Here is a 12,941-nt window from a genome sequence, read left to right on the forward strand (position 1 = left end):
CATGACGGATCAGGGGCTTGGCCGGGTTCGAGGCCGTTAAGCATGGCTGGACGGGGCCAGCCCAACCCGATGCGGACAGATGCCGCTGGACAGCGTCGAGTGGCTATTCCGCAGCCTGACGGACGTGGCGGGCGCTCGGCGTGCGCAGGGTCACCAGTTCTTCGGCGGCGGTGGGATGGACCGCCATGGTGGCATCGAAATCGGCCTTGGTCGCCTTCATCTTCACTGCGATGCCGACGATCTGGATCAGTTCGCCCGCTTCCGGACCCACGATATGGCAACCGAGGATACGGTCGGTGGCTGCATCGACGATCAACTTCATCATGATGCGGGACTCGCTTCCCGACAGCGTCGACTTGAGCGACCGGAAATCGGTCTTGTAGATGTCGACGTGGGTGTATTGCGCCCTCGCCTCCGCCTCGTTCAGTCCCACCGTGCCCACCTCGGGCTGGGTAAACACCGCCGTCGGGATGTCGGCGTGGTCGACCCGCGTCGGGCGCTTGCCGAACACGGTATCGGCAAAGGCATGACCCTCACGGATCGCGACGGGCGTGAGATTCAACCGATGCGTGACATCACCCACCGCATAAATGTGCGGAACGCTGGTTTGCGAAAAGCCGTCCACGGCGATGCCGCCGTTCACCGGGTTCAGCGCGACGCCAACCTTTTCAAGGCCAAGACCCTTGATGTTCGGATGACGGCCGACGGCAAACATCACCTGATCGGATGCGATGCTCGATCCGTTCGACAGATGCGACGTGAAAGCCTCACCGTGCTTGTCGACCTTGGTGACGATGCAGCCGGTCAGCACCGTGATGCCCGCCTTCTCCATCTCCTTGCGGACATGCAAACGCACGTCGTCGTCGAAACCGCGCAGGATATTCTCGCCCCGATAGATCACCGTGACATCGGCGCCGAGACCCGCGAAAATGCAGGCGAACTCCAGCGCGATGTAACCGCCACCCTGAATGACGATGCGTTTCGGAAACTTCGGAAGATGAAAGACCTCGTTGGATGAGATCACATGCTCAATGCCCGGGATGGCCTCGCCGTGATTGGGCGCGCCGCCCGTCGCAATCAGCACATACTTCGCGTTGACGCTTTCGCCCGTGCCCAGCCGCAGCGTATGCGCGTCCTCGAACACGGCGCGGGTCTTGACGATACGCGCACCGGATTTCTCGACGTTGAACGTGTAGGCGGCTTCCAGCCGGGCGATTTCCCGATCCTTGTTGGCAATCAAGGTCGGCCAGTCGAATGTCGCCGGCGGGATAGTCCAGCCGAAGCCCGCGGCGTCCTCCAGTTCGTGACGAACATGGGAGGCATAGACCATCAGCTTCTTGGGCACGCAGCCGCGGATCACGCAGGTGCCGCCCATCCGGTATTCCTCGGCGACCAGTACGTTTGCGCCGTGACCGGCGGCAATCCGGGCCGCGCGCACGCCACCCGAGCCACCGCCGATTACGAACAGATCAACGTCCAAATCCGCCATCTGGAAAACCTGTGATGCTTAGATCTCTTTGCCGCGCTTCTTCATCTCAGCACGAAACTTGCCGTTGATCTCCTCGGCAAACTTCTGCGCCCACTGGTCCATATATTGGCGCGCCTGGTTGAATGCGATGGGCTCCGTCGTGATCACCTTGGCACCGAGCGGCGACTTGTAGAAGGCCGCAAGCTCCTTCAGCTCCGGCTCGGTGAAGGAAGTCGCGTAAATCCGCGCCATCTCTTCGCCGATTTCCTTTTCGCGACCGGCGAGGTCCTTCACGACCTTGAGGGCAACTTCATCGAGGTCCTTCTGATAATTCAGGTTCGACTGAAGCAGGACGTCCTTGGTCCGCTGCACCAGACCCGGAACGGCGCCCTGATAGATCCCCGCGACATTCTTGGCCAAAAGGATTTCCTTGGCATAGCCAAGAGCCGCAGCGGACGCCGGCTTCGCTGCCGGAGCCGGTGCCTGTGCGGCAGCGCTGCCCAGCATCAGGCCGAGCGCGGCACCTGCCACCAGCACCATGTTCAAAAGCTTCTTCATTTCAAGTCTCCTCAATTGCGCCGTTCAATAACGCGAATACCCTGAGGCCCTGCCAGCACCGCTGTGCGCGCAAGGCCGATAAACAAGCCGTGTTCGACCACGCCTGGAATGGAATTCAATGCCGCCGCCAGCCTGGGAGAATCCGGTATTGCCCCCAGATGGGCGTCGACAATCCAGTGGCCGCCATCGGTGACGAAAGCATGGCCGTCCTTGGCCTTGCGGACATCCATTTGTCCCGAAACGCCATTTTCCGCAAAGATCGTCTCGATGGCCCGACGGGTTGCGCCAAGACCGAAAGGAATGACCTCGATCGGAAGCGGAAAACGGCCCAGCGTCTTCACCCATTTGGTGTCATCCGCGATCACGATCATCCGGTCGGACGCGGCTGCCACAATCTTCTCGCGCAAGAGAGCGCCGCCCCCGCCCTTGATCAGTTCGAGGTCGGCGTCAATTTCGTCCGCACCATCGACCGTGAGATCGAGCCGATCCACCTGATCCAGCGTCGTGAGCGGCACGGCGCAGCGCTCCGCGTCGGCGCGTGTCGCTTCCGATGTCGGAACGCCGATGACCTTAAGTCCGGCGCGGACCCGCTCACCGAGCAATTCAACGAAATGTTTTGCGGTCGAACCGGTGCCCAACCCGAGTTTCATGCCGTCTTGCACTTGCTCGACTGCGCGCGCCGCCGCCTGCCTTTTCAGATCGTCCATCGACATGATTGACCTCAACGCCCTGCATCTCGGAACGCGGGGCATATAGCGCGATTTCGCAGGCCGTGGATATGGGCTTTCCGGCTGAAATACCCTCAAAAACGCGCGGTATCCCGGGCCCGCCTTCGCGCTTGCATGATCGCTTCCCGCCCGGTAGCGATCCGCCATGACATCTTCCCTGGCCTCCTTTCCCCTCATTGTGTTCGATCTCGACGGCACGCTGGTCGATACCGCCCCCGATCTCGTCGGGGCGCTGAATTTCGTGCTTCAACGCGAGGGACTTCCGCTCGTGCCTGCCGAATCGGCGCGCACCATGATCGGTGCCGGCGCGCGCAAGCTGATCGAGCGCGGACTGGAACTCGATGACCGCACCATGAGCGTGCAGGACATCGATCGGCTCACCGGCGATTTCATCACATATTACGAAGCCCACATCGCAGATGCGTCGCGCCCGTTTGAAGGCCTGTATGCCGCGCTCGACGAGTTGGAAGGCCGCGGGTTCAAGTTCGCGATTTGCACCAACAAGCTGGAAGGGCTCTCCAGGCTGCTGCTCGAAAAGCTGGACATGACGAAGCGATTTTTGGCGATCTGCGGGGCCGACACATTCGGCATCTCCAAACCCGACCCAGCGATCCTGCGCCAGACCATCGCGCAGGCGGGCGGCGACGTCTCCAGAGCGATCATGGTCGGCGATTCCGGACCTGATGTCGGCGTCGCGCGACGGGCCGGCATCCCGGTCATCGGAGTGACATTCGGATATACGGAAACGCCCATCGCGGACCTGAAGCCCGACATTGTCATTGGTCATATGCGTGAACTGCCAGGCGCCGTCGGCAATTTGTTCGCCCACATCGCTTGAATTTAAGTAATTGATATTACTGATATATTTTTATTAAATGCAAGATTCTCAACTGCCGTTAACCTATCTTTAACGAATAAAAGCCACCCCGTTGCACGTGGGTTGGGACACTTCTAAGGTCCCCTCGGGGACTATGCGGCTAAACCCGCATCACTTGGCGGATGCAATCATGCGTATCATTGTTGTCGTGGCGGCGGGCCTTGGCCTCGCGGGCTGTTCGTCGTTCTCCATGCCGGAAATGTTCAAGTCGACGCCGCCTGTGGTCAAGGTTCAGCTCGAATCCTTGCCTGCCGGAGCGGACGCGCGAACCTCGACCGGTGAAAGCTGCAAGACGCCCTGCTCGGTTTCGATCTCGGCCGAAAACAATTTTACGGTGACATTCTCGCTTCCGAAGTATCAGTCGGAAACCGTTCAGGCTCAGGTGATCCGCGACCCGGCGAATCCCGGCTTCAGCAACGTCGATCCAAATCCAGTTTACGCCGAGTTGCAGCCTGCCGCTCCTCCGGCGAGAGGCCGCAAGGCGCCGCCAAAGGCCGCTCCGAAGGCCAAGCGGCCGCCACCTGCTGCTGCCGCACCCGCCGAGGAATCGCCGTTCCCGCCACCGCCGGGACGCTGACCTCACCCCCCGATAGATTGATTGTGCCCAGGCCTTATCGTGCCTAGATTATGGTTGGCATACCAAGCCGGAACAACGGGCCGGTATGCCACCACAAGCAAGGCATGCGAATGAACGGCCCTCTTCCGGGTTCCCTGACCAAGGCGACCACGTCTTCGATGACCGATCCGTTCGGCCGATCGATCAGCTATCTGCGCGTGTCGGTGACCGACCGCTGCGATCTGCGCTGCTTCTATTGCATGTCCGAGGACATGACGTTTCTGCCGAAATCCGACCTGCTCTCCCTCGAGGAACTGGATCGGCTGTGCTCGGCCTTCATCGCCAAGGGCGTCCGCAAGTTGCGGCTGACCGGTGGCGAACCGCTGGTCCGTCGCAATGTGATGTCGCTTGTGCGCTCCCTGTCGCGCCACCTCGGCACCGGCGCGCTCGACGAGCTGACACTGACCACGAACGGCTCGCAGCTTGAGAAATTTGCTGCCGAGCTCAAGGACGCTGGCGTGCGGCGTATCAATGTCTCGCTCGATACACTCGACCCTGCAAAATTCCGCGAAATCACGCGCTGGGGCGACCTCGACAAGGTGCTGCGCGGCATCGAGGCCGCGCGTGATGCCGGTCTCAAGGTCAAGATCAACGCGGTCGCGCTCAAGAACATGAACGAGGACGAGATCCCCTCACTCATGGAATGGGCGCATGGCAAGGGCATGGACCTTACCCTGATTGAGGTCATGCCGATGGGCGACATCGGCGCTGGCCGGATCGATCAGTATCTGCCGCTCTCGCTGCTGCGGGCCCGCCTCGCAACACGCTACACCCTGACCGACCTCGACGACGACACCGGCGGGCCGGCACGCTATGCGCGCATCGCCGAGACCGGCGGCAAGCTCGGCTTCATTACGCCGATGACCCACAACTTCTGCGAATCCTGTAACCGCGTCCGCGTGACCTGCACCGGCACGCTGCACACCTGCCTCGGCCACGAGGATGCTTCCGATTTGCGCAAACCGCTGCGGGCGTCGAGCGACGACACGCTACTAGCCGCCGCGATCGATCGGGCAATCGGCCTCAAGCCGAAAGGCCACGACTTCATCATCGACCGCCGCCACAATCGGCCGAGCGTCAGCCGGCACATGAGCGTCACGGGCGGTTGACCCGTTCCGAAAATTGCGGGATCGAACCGTCCCGCATTCATAAATTGCGGAAAACGCGGTCGCCCGCTATCTTCGCCTTTATTCCTTCATGAAATCTCCAAACTTCCAATTGACGGCGACGTAAGCCGCTGATTTGGTTTGGCAGCTTTATGCGCCTCCGGCTGGAAAAGCCGGCCCGCCGTCACCTCTTTGGTCCCGGCAGAGCCAAGCAACGCAGGGGCACATTCGGGAGGGTGGGGTTTGCAATCGCTTCTCAAACTGAGTCGCGCGATCGACGCGTTCAATACGTTTGTCGGTCGCTGGGTGTCGTGGCTGATCGTGCTTGCCGTGATCATTTCGTCGGCGAATGCGACCATCCGCAAGGTTTTTGACGTTTCGTCGAACGCCTACCTGGAATTGCAGTGGGTGCTTTTCAGCATCGTGTTCCTGCTCTGCTCGCCCTGGACGCTGCTGAACGGCGAACACATCAAGATCGACATCATCAACCACACACTGCCGCTGAAGGTGCGAAGCTGGATCGACATGGTCGGTCACGTTTTGTTTCTCGTGCCCTTCTGCATCATCCTGATCTGGACCTCGATTCCGTTCTTCCTCGTGTCCTTCCATCAGAATGAGCAGTCGTTCAGCGCCGGTGGCCTGCCGCAATGGCCCGCGAAGTCGCTCATCATGATCGGTCTTGCGATGCTTCTCGTTCAGGCCGTCTCGGAAATCATCAAGCGCGCCGCCGTCATGCAGGGTCTTCTGCCCGATCCCAATGCACATGCCCTCAGTGCGCATGAGATCGCCGAACTCGAAGCATTAAGGCTGGCGCAAGCCATCACCACCGAAAAACCATGACCGGCGTCGCCGTCAAAGCCCGCAACCAGAGAGATTCCTAAATGGCGGCGATGTTCATCCACTACATGGCGCCGATCATGTTCGCGTCGCTGGTGCTATTCCTGCTCCTGGGATACCCGGTCGCGTTCTCCCTCGCAGCCAACGGACTGTTGTTCGCGTTCATCGGCATCGAGCTCGGGCTGTTCCGGCCCGATTTTCTGCAAGCCCTTCCCGAGCGCGTCTATGGCGTGATGAACAACGAGACGCTGCTGGCGATCCCGTTCTTCACCTTCATGGGGCTGATACTCGAACGGTCGGGCATGGCCGAGGATCTGCTCGAAACCATCGGGCAGTTGTTCGGCAGCATTCGCGGCGGCATCGCCTACGCGGTCATTTTCGTCGGCGCCCTGCTCGCGGCAACCACGGGCGTCGTCGCTGCATCGGTGATTTCGATGGGCCTGATCTCGCTGCCGATCATGCTGCGTTACGGCTATGATCGCCGCGTGGCCACCGGCGTGATCGCGGCCTCCGGCACGCTGGCGCAAATCATTCCGCCGTCGCTGGTCCTGATCGTGATGGCCGACCAGCTCGGCCGCTCCGTCGGCGACATGTACGAAGGTGCGTTCATCCCCGGCATCGTGCTGTCGATCCTGTACGCGGTCTATATTTTCCTGGTCTCGACGTTCTTTCCGGAAGCAACACCCGGCCTGCCGCTTGAAGCACAAACCCTGCGCGAACCGGAAACTGCCAAACATCCCGTGATCCTGCCGCTGGCCGCGATTTCCGCCGCCGCGACCGCCTATTTCTTCGTGGTGAAGCTCGGGCTGTTCGACTGGACATCGCCGGTCTTCAACATGATCTCCGACAATCCGCTGGTCCTGCATGGCTTCTGGTTCGTGATTTTCACGGCCCTGTTTGCAAAACCGTTCATCGGCATCATCCGCACCATGACGCTGTCGCTGTTTACCGTCCTGATCGGCGCGACCGCGATCGCGCTGGAGATCATGCAATTCACCGGCGTCAAGGCCGGCGCGGACTATGTCGTGCTCACCATGTCGATCGTGGTGGCGATGTCCTTCGTCCTTGCGGTCATCAATCGCATCTCGGGCCTCAAGCTGCTCTCAAAACTTGCCGAGCAGGTTGTTTTTGTCATGGTTCCGCCGCTCGGCCTGATCTTCCTTGTGCTCGGAACCATTTTCATCGGCGTCGCGACGCCGACGGAAGGTGGCGCCATGGGCGCGGCCGGCGCGATGATCCTTGCGATGATGAAACGCCGCTTGAGTTTCGACCTGACCCGGCAGGCGGCGGAATCCACCGCGAAGCTCTCGGCCTTCGTCATCTTCATTCTCGTCGGCGCGCGCGTGTTCTCCCTCACCTTCTATGGCGTCGATGGACATCGCTGGGTCGAGGAATTGCTGGTCTCGCTGCCCGGCGGCCAGACCGGCTTCCTGATCTTCGTCAACGCGTTCGTCTTTGTGCTGGCCTTCTTCCTCGACTTCTTCGAACTCGCCTTCATCGTGATCCCGTTGCTCGGGCCGGCGGCCGAGAAGCTGGGTATCGATCTGATCTGGTTCGGCGTCATCCTCGGCGTCAACATGCAGACGTCGTTCATGCATCCGCCATTCGGTTTCGCGCTGTTCTACCTGCGATCGGTCGCACCGAAGGAAGCGTATACCGACCGTCTCAGCGGCAAGCGCATGGAGCCGGTCACCACCGGGCAAATCTATTGGGGCTCGGTGCCATTCGTGGTCATTCAGGTCATCATGGTCGGCCTCGTCATCGCCTTCCCGGCGATGGTGATGCACTACAAAGGCACGTTGTCGACCGTCGATCCGAACAAGGTCGACATTCAGATCCAGCAGCAGGAAATGCCGGCGCTCGATTTCGGGCCACCGAGTATCAAGTAGAGCCGGGTCGTTCTCGCCCTCGATTCTCCAACGAAGAAGCCCGGCCCTTCTCGCGAAGGCCGGGCTTTTGATTGTTCAGTCTGCGCCGAGCGGAACGATCAAATTCGCGTGCGCGACCGGACCTGGAAGTTATCGAACGCGAATTCCGCGACCTGCCACCACGTGTACTGGTCGTTGCGGAACGCTGCCATGTTCTCGTAGATTTTCTTGAAGTTCGGGTTGCTCGCCGACGTTTCCGCGTAGACTTCGTTCGCGGCCTTCAGAGACGCTTCCATGATGGATTGCGAGAACGGACGCAATTGCGTTCCGCTGGCCACCAGCCGCTTCAGCGCGGGTGGATTGTAGGCGTCGTAGCGCGCCTGCATGGTCTCGTTGGCGAGCGCGGATGCTGTCTTGATGATGGACTTGTAACTCGCCGGCAGGGCTTCCCATTTGGGGAGATTGACCAGGTTGTGCAGCGTCGGGCCGCCCTCCCACCAGCCGGGATAATAGTAGAACTTCGCGACCTTCTGGAAGCCGAGCTTCTCGTCATCGTAAGGCCCGACCCACTCCGCCGCATCGATCGTGCCCTTCTCGAGCGACGGATAGATGTCGCCGCCGGCCACCTGCTGCGGCACGACGCCGAGCTTGGTCAGCACACGCCCCGCAAATCCGCCGATGCGCATTTTCAACCCACCGAGATCTGACGGCTCCTTCAGCTCCTTCCGGAACCAGCCGCCCATCTGGCAACCGGTATTGCCCGCGACAAATCCGATGACATTGTGGGGTTTCAGAAAGTCATTGAACAGTTCGCCGCCGCCGCCGACCTGGAGCCACGCTGTCTGCATGCGGCTGTTCAACCCGAAGGGCACTGCGGTCCCTAGCGCGAAGGTGGGATCTTTTCCGATGTAATAGTATGTGGCCGTGTGCGCCATCTCGACAGTGCCGTTGGAGGCGGCATCGAGCGCCTGCAGGCCCGGCACGATCTCGCCCGCGGCGAAGACTTGAATCTGGAATTTGTTGTCAGTGGCTTCCGCGACGGCTTTTGAAAACACCTCGGCTGCGCCGTAAATGGTGTCGAGCGATTTCGGAAAGCTGGACGTCATTCGCCATTTGATTTCCGGCGATGACTGCGCGATGGCGGGTGATGCGACCGCGGCGCTTGCCGCGCCGATGCCTGCCACCTTGATAAAGTCACGACGCTTCATGAAGAGCTCCCTGCTGTGATTTGTGTGTGCACCACCTTCTTGTTGTTGAGCTTGTTGTTGAGGCTTGGCCTGAGCATGGAACAAGCCGCAGCCAATATCCATGACGATTCCTGTCACCGCAGCGCAAAAGAAAAGCCCGGCCTCCTTGCGGAGGCCGGGCTCATGAAGCCTGATCGAGGCCGGATCAGCCGCGCGTGCGCGAGCGGATCATGAAGCTGTCGTTGGTGTATTCGGCAACCTGCCACCACAGATACTGATCCGAGCGGTAGGCCTGCATCGCGTCGATCGCCTTCTTGAAGTCGGCGTTCTTGCCCGAGATTTCAGCCCACAATTCGTTGGTGGACTTCAGGCAGGCGTCGAGCACTTCGTTGGTGAACGGACGCAGCTGCGTGCCGCTGGCGACCAGACGCTTCAGCGCGCCCGGGTTCTGCATGTCGTAACGCGCGGTCATCCAGGTGTTGGTGTTGGCGCACGCGTTGGTGAGGATCGCCTGGTAGTTCTTCGGCAGCGCGTTGAACTTCTCGAGGTTCGTGAAGGCATGAACCGTCGGTCCGCCTTCCCAGAAGCCAGGGTAGTAGTAGAACTTCGCAACCTTGTTGAAACCGAGCTTTTCGTCGTCGTAGGGACCGACCCACTCCGCCGCGTCGATGGTACCTTTTTCAAGCGACGGATAGATGTCGCCGCCAGCGAGCTGCTGCGGAACGACGCCGACTTTCGCCAGCACCTGCCCTGCGATGCCGCCGATGCGCATCTTCAAACCCTGAAGGTCAGCGACGGTCTTGATCTCCTTGCGGAACCAGCCGCCCATCTGCGTGCCGGTGTTGCCGCAAGGCAGGCCCATGACGCCAAACTTCTTGTAGAAATCGTTGGCGAGTTCGTTGCCGCCACCCTGATACAGCCACGAATTCATCATGCGCGTATTCAGGCCGAACGGGACGGACGCGAAGATCGCGAAGGTCGGGTCCTTGCCGACGTAGTAATAGGAAACCGTGTGGCACATTTCGACGGTGCCGTTGGAGGTCGCGTCGAGCGCCTGCAGACCCGGCACCACTTCGCCCGCCGCGAACACCTGAATCTGGAACTTGTTGTCGGTCATCTCGGCGACCTGCTTCGCCATGTGCTCGGCGCCGCCGTAGATGGTGTCCAGCGACTTCGGGAAGCTGGATGTCAAACGCCATTTGACCTCAGGCGACGACTGGGCAATGGCCGGCGAAGCGACCGCAGTGGCGGCTGCTCCGGCAGCAGATACTTTCAAAAAATCACGACGCTTCATCAGGCATCTCCTTTTGGGGGGTGTTTCTTTTTGAAATCCCTCTGGGGGCGCTCTCTAGCACGGAACGGGACCAACGGAAAATGCGGGATTGCAGGCGTTTTGCCGGATTAAACGAAAGTCGAATGACCCGGGCAAATCCCGCCTGTTACGGCCCGACAGGCGCGCCCAAGAGCTGTTTTTTGATCTCTGCGCCAATCGCGCGATAGATCGCGGCATGACCGCCGTCCGGCTCGCTGTCGACCACCGGCGTGCCTGCGTCCGACGCCGAGCGGATCGACATATGCAGCGGAATTTCGCCAAGAAACGGCACCTTGAGCCGCTCTGCCTCACGCCGCGCGCCGCCGTGCCCGAAAATATCCGAACGGGTGCCGCATTCGGGACACTGGAAATAGCTCATGTTCTCGATGATGCCGAGCGTCGGCACGTTGACCTTCTCGAACATGGCGATTCCGCGCCGCGCGTCGATCAGGGCGAGATCCTGCGGGGTCGATACGATCACAACGCCCCTCAGCGGGACCTGCTGGGCAAGCGTGAGCTGCGCATCACCGGTGCCGGGCGGCATATCCACCACCAGAACGTCCAGTTCGCCCCACGCCACGTCCCACAGCATCTGCCGGATCGCCGACATCACCATCGGCCCGCGCCACACCATCGCGGTGTCTTCCGCAACCAGAAAGCCGATCGACATCAGCGGCAGCCCGAACCGGACGATCGGGACCATCTTCTTCGCTTCATTGAGCGTCGGTTTTTCGTGAACGCCGGTCAGGCGCGGCACCGACGGGCCATAAATGTCGGCATCGAGCAGCCCGACGCGCAGGCCGTGACCGCGCAGCGCCAAAGCCAGATTGAGCGCCGTGGTCGATTTGCCGACGCCGCCCTTGCCCGACGCCACCGCGATGATGGAGCCGATGCCGGGAATGGAAGCCTGTTTGCCCATGGGAGAATCCGCGGGCGTGGCATGCACGTGCGGCTTGTGCTGCCCCAGCGGTTTCACGCCGGGGGACTGTTGTGGCGCAGGCGCTGCGCCGGGCCGGCGCTCCGCTGTCAACGCAACCATTGCCGTGGTGACGCCCGGGACCGCACGAACCGCGGCTTCCGCTTTGGCACGCACGTCTTCCCACGCCCGCGCCTCGTTCGCATCGACGTTGATCGAAAAGAATACCTTTCCGTCGGAGGCGGTGATTTCGGACAGCACTTTTGCGTCAACCAGTGAAACGCCCCGAGGCGATGTCACGGCGCGCAGAGCATCAAGAACCTGATCCTTATCGACAGCCACAATCCATCTCCAGGCAAGCGGCCAGTTCAAGCACCGCTTGCGGCCTTCATACGCGCGTCACCTGCGCCGTCAACGCTCTTGCATCCCGGCGCTTGCTTCGCATACCTGTGGCCTCCGATCACCGGCCCAAATCACCCCATTCAAAGAGCATATGGCATGGCAAAAGTCGCATTTCTCGGTCTTGGCGTCATGGGATTCCCCATGGCAGGACATCTCGTCGCCAAAGGCGGCCATGAGGTGACGGTGTACAACCGCACCGCGGCCAAGTCGAAGACCTGGGCCGAAAAATTCGGCGGACGCGCCGCAGCCACGCCAAAAGCCGCAGCCGAAGGTCAGGATTTCGTGATGGCCTGCGTCGGCAACGATGACGACCTGCGCGCCATTACGATTGGTGCGGACGGCGCTTTCTCCGCGATGAAACCCGGTGCCGTTTTCGTCGATCACACCACCGCCTCGGCCGAAGTCGCCCGGCAGCTCGATGCCGAGGCGACCAAGCGCGGCTTCCAGTTCATCGACGCGCCTGTGTCCGGGGGCCAGGCGGGTGCGGAAAACGGCGTGCTCACCGTGATGTGCGGCGGCGCTGAAGCCGCCTACAAGCAGGCCGAGCCGGTGATCGCGTCATACGCCCGGATGTGCAAATTGTTGGGCCCAGCCGGCTCCGGCCAGCTCACCAAGATGGTCAACCAGATTTGCATCGCGGGCCTCGTCGAGGGACTGTCCGAGGGAATTCACTTCGCCAAAAAGGCCGGCCTCGACGTTCAGGCCGTTATCGACACCATTTCAAAGGGTGCCGCGCAGTCCTGGCAGATGGAGAACCGCTACAAGACCATGAACGAGGGCAAATTCGACTTCGGCTTTGCGGTCGAATGGATGCGCAAGGATCTGTCGATCTGCCTCGCGGAAGCCCGCCGCAACGGTGCTAGCCTGCCGGTGACAGCGCTGGTCGATAATTTTTATTCAGAGGTCGAGACGATGGGCGGCAAGCGCTGGGATACCTCCAGCCTGCTGGCCCGGCTGCAAAGATAATACTCTCACTGTCGGATCACGCGCAGGCGGCACGGTTTCGTGCCGCCTTTTGCGTTTTGGACCCGCCACCTGCAGGCTGGCGGCCCTCAGTCGCGGCATG

General features: G+C 61.0%; 12 protein-coding genes. 6 read left to right on the plus strand and 6 right to left on the minus strand.

All coding sequences use genetic code 11. The annotated features are described in order from the left end of the window. Positions 1-103: 103 nt before the first annotated feature. Genes gor through rpiA form a run of 3 tightly spaced genes read right to left on the minus strand, consistent with a single transcriptional unit; the run spans position 104 to position 2,739 of the window. Entirely contained in the window at positions 104-1,489 is a 1,386-nt protein-coding gene (gene gor, locus AC1RKJ_RS20035; RefSeq protein WP_492792868.1) for a glutathione-disulfide reductase, read from the minus strand. Positions 1,490-1,507: 18 nt separating this feature from the next. Beyond that, positions 1,508-2,026 (minus strand): DUF2059 domain-containing protein, encoded by a 519-nt coding sequence (locus tag AC1RKJ_RS20040; protein ID WP_492792869.1) that lies wholly within the window; start codon positions 2,024-2,026, stop codon positions 1,508-1,510. Positions 2,027-2,037: 11 nt separating this feature from the next. Further along, positions 2,038-2,739 (minus strand): ribose-5-phosphate isomerase RpiA, encoded by a 702-nt coding sequence (rpiA, locus tag AC1RKJ_RS20045; protein ID WP_492792870.1) that lies wholly within the window; start codon positions 2,737-2,739, stop codon positions 2,038-2,040. A gap of 160 nt (positions 2,740-2,899) precedes the next feature. Here rpiA and gph point away from each other — a divergent pair, with 160 nt between their 5' ends. From gph to AC1RKJ_RS20070, 5 genes are all read left to right on the plus strand, one after another. Continuing rightward, positions 2,900-3,592, plus strand: a complete 693-nt coding sequence (gene gph, locus AC1RKJ_RS20050; protein WP_492792871.1) for a phosphoglycolate phosphatase — start codon at positions 2,900-2,902, stop codon at positions 3,590-3,592. Between the two features lie 169 nt (positions 3,593-3,761). After that, entirely contained in the window at positions 3,762-4,208 is a 447-nt protein-coding gene (locus tag AC1RKJ_RS20055) for a hypothetical protein (protein ID WP_492792872.1), read from the plus strand. Positions 4,209-4,318: 110 nt separating this feature from the next. Further along, positions 4,319-5,356, plus strand: a complete 1,038-nt coding sequence (gene moaA, locus AC1RKJ_RS20060) for a GTP 3',8-cyclase MoaA (protein ID WP_492792873.1) — start codon at positions 4,319-4,321, stop codon at positions 5,354-5,356. A 240-nt stretch (positions 5,357-5,596) separates the two neighbouring features. Further along, on the plus strand, positions 5,597-6,193 hold the full coding sequence (locus tag AC1RKJ_RS20065; RefSeq protein WP_492792874.1) for a TRAP transporter small permease subunit: 597 nt from the start codon (positions 5,597-5,599) through the stop codon (positions 6,191-6,193). A gap of 41 nt (positions 6,194-6,234) precedes the next feature. Further along, a complete protein-coding gene (locus AC1RKJ_RS20070) occupies positions 6,235-8,079 on the plus strand; it encodes a TRAP transporter large permease (RefSeq protein WP_492792875.1) in 1,845 nt (614 codons plus the stop codon). Between the two features lie 98 nt (positions 8,080-8,177). Here AC1RKJ_RS20070 and AC1RKJ_RS20075 read toward each other — a convergent pair whose 3' ends face one another. From AC1RKJ_RS20075 to AC1RKJ_RS20085, 3 genes are all read right to left on the minus strand, one after another. Further along, positions 8,178-9,266 carry a TRAP transporter substrate-binding protein gene (locus tag AC1RKJ_RS20075; RefSeq protein ID WP_492792876.1) on the minus strand — a complete coding sequence of 363 codons (1,089 nt, stop codon included), beginning with the start codon at positions 9,264-9,266 and terminating at the stop codon, positions 8,178-8,180. Between the two features lie 184 nt (positions 9,267-9,450). Beyond that, positions 9,451-10,539 carry a TRAP transporter substrate-binding protein gene (locus AC1RKJ_RS20080; RefSeq protein ID WP_492792877.1) on the minus strand — a complete coding sequence of 363 codons (1,089 nt, stop codon included), beginning with the start codon at positions 10,537-10,539 and terminating at the stop codon, positions 9,451-9,453. A gap of 145 nt (positions 10,540-10,684) precedes the next feature. Then, positions 10,685-11,815, minus strand: a complete 1,131-nt coding sequence (locus AC1RKJ_RS20085; protein ID WP_492792878.1) for an Mrp/NBP35 family ATP-binding protein — start codon at positions 11,813-11,815, stop codon at positions 10,685-10,687. A gap of 156 nt (positions 11,816-11,971) precedes the next feature. Here AC1RKJ_RS20085 and AC1RKJ_RS20090 point away from each other — a divergent pair, with 156 nt between their 5' ends. Continuing rightward, positions 11,972-12,841, plus strand: coding sequence for an NAD(P)-dependent oxidoreductase (locus AC1RKJ_RS20090; RefSeq protein WP_492792879.1), 870 nt, complete (start codon positions 11,972-11,974; stop codon positions 12,839-12,841). Positions 12,842-12,941 lie beyond the last annotated feature (100 nt).

Source organism: Afipia sp. GW822-FHT04G07, assembly GCF_058800765.1.

What these genes read in the sequence shown, in the direction of transcription:
- gor (WP_492792868.1), bottom strand. Translation starts at nt 1,489, where the DNA reads ATGGCGGATTTGGACGTTGATCTGTTCGTAATCGGCGGTGGCTCGGGT.
- AC1RKJ_RS20040 (WP_492792869.1), bottom strand. Translation starts at nt 2,026, where the DNA reads ATGAAGAAGCTTTTGAACATGGTGCTGGTGGCAGGTGCCGCGCTCGGC.
- rpiA (WP_492792870.1), bottom strand. Translation starts at nt 2,739, where the DNA reads ATGTCGATGGACGATCTGAAAAGGCAGGCGGCGGCGCGCGCAGTCGAG.
- gph (WP_492792871.1), top strand. Translation starts at nt 2,900, where the DNA reads ATGACATCTTCCCTGGCCTCCTTTCCCCTCATTGTGTTCGATCTCGAC.
- AC1RKJ_RS20055 (WP_492792872.1), top strand. Translation starts at nt 3,762, where the DNA reads ATGCGTATCATTGTTGTCGTGGCGGCGGGCCTTGGCCTCGCGGGCTGT.
- moaA (WP_492792873.1), top strand. Translation starts at nt 4,319, where the DNA reads ATGAACGGCCCTCTTCCGGGTTCCCTGACCAAGGCGACCACGTCTTCG.
- AC1RKJ_RS20070 (WP_492792875.1), top strand. Translation starts at nt 6,235, where the DNA reads ATGGCGGCGATGTTCATCCACTACATGGCGCCGATCATGTTCGCGTCG.
- AC1RKJ_RS20075 (WP_492792876.1), bottom strand. Translation starts at nt 9,266, where the DNA reads ATGAAGCGTCGTGACTTTATCAAGGTGGCAGGCATCGGCGCGGCAAGC.
- AC1RKJ_RS20080 (WP_492792877.1), bottom strand. Translation starts at nt 10,539, where the DNA reads ATGAAGCGTCGTGATTTTTTGAAAGTATCTGCTGCCGGAGCAGCCGCC.
- AC1RKJ_RS20090 (WP_492792879.1), top strand. Translation starts at nt 11,972, where the DNA reads ATGGCAAAAGTCGCATTTCTCGGTCTTGGCGTCATGGGATTCCCCATG.